The organism is Lysobacter sp. N42, from assembly GCF_004344885.1.
On sequence record NZ_SKFB01000155.1, the window covers coordinates 1 to 574 of the forward strand.

Below are 574 nucleotides of genomic sequence, written 5' to 3' on the forward strand. Positions count from 1 at the left end.
CGTGGTGCTCGCCACGCGCGAGCCCGCGCTCGCCTCCGCCGCCGGCCTGCTGCTGGCCGCCGCGCATGCGGCGCTGCTGGTGGCCCTGTCCACCGCGGCGCGACGCCACCGCCGCGCCCTCGAAGGCTTCGCGTCGGCATGAGACCGCGTCCGCCGCTCGTGTATTCCTGTTCCGGCTGCTCCAGCGCGGCGCAGATGGCCAATGCGCTGGCCCTGCGGCTGGACCGCGAGGGCATCGCCGAGATGTCCTGCATCGCCGGCGTGGGCGGTGGCGTGGCGGGGCTGGTGCGCACCGCGCGCGCGGGCCGGCCCATCCTCGCGCTCGACGGCTGCGCGCTGCGCTGCGTCGCCGCATGCCTGGCCCGCGAGGGCCTGGCCGCCACGCGCCACGTGCTGCTGGCCGACCACGGCGTGCGCAAGACGGCGCATGCCGACTTCGACGCCGCGCAGGCCGACGCGGTCTACGCCGCGCACGTGCGCCCCGCGGCCGTCGCGCTAGCGCAGGGCACCGCGCATGCCGGCTGAGCCCGCCGCCCTGCACCGCCTGCGCGCCGGCATCGACGGCGTGGACGAC

1 protein-coding gene is annotated in these 574 nt (G+C 78.2%); it reads left to right on the forward strand.

Annotated features, from left to right (window positions below; genetic code table 11):
• The first annotated feature begins 138 nt into the window (after positions 1–138).
• Positions 139–525 (forward strand): putative zinc-binding protein, encoded by a 387-nt coding sequence (locus EYQ95_RS26290; protein ID WP_132332204.1) that lies wholly within the window; start codon positions 139–141, stop codon positions 523–525.
• Positions 526–574 lie beyond the last annotated feature (49 nt).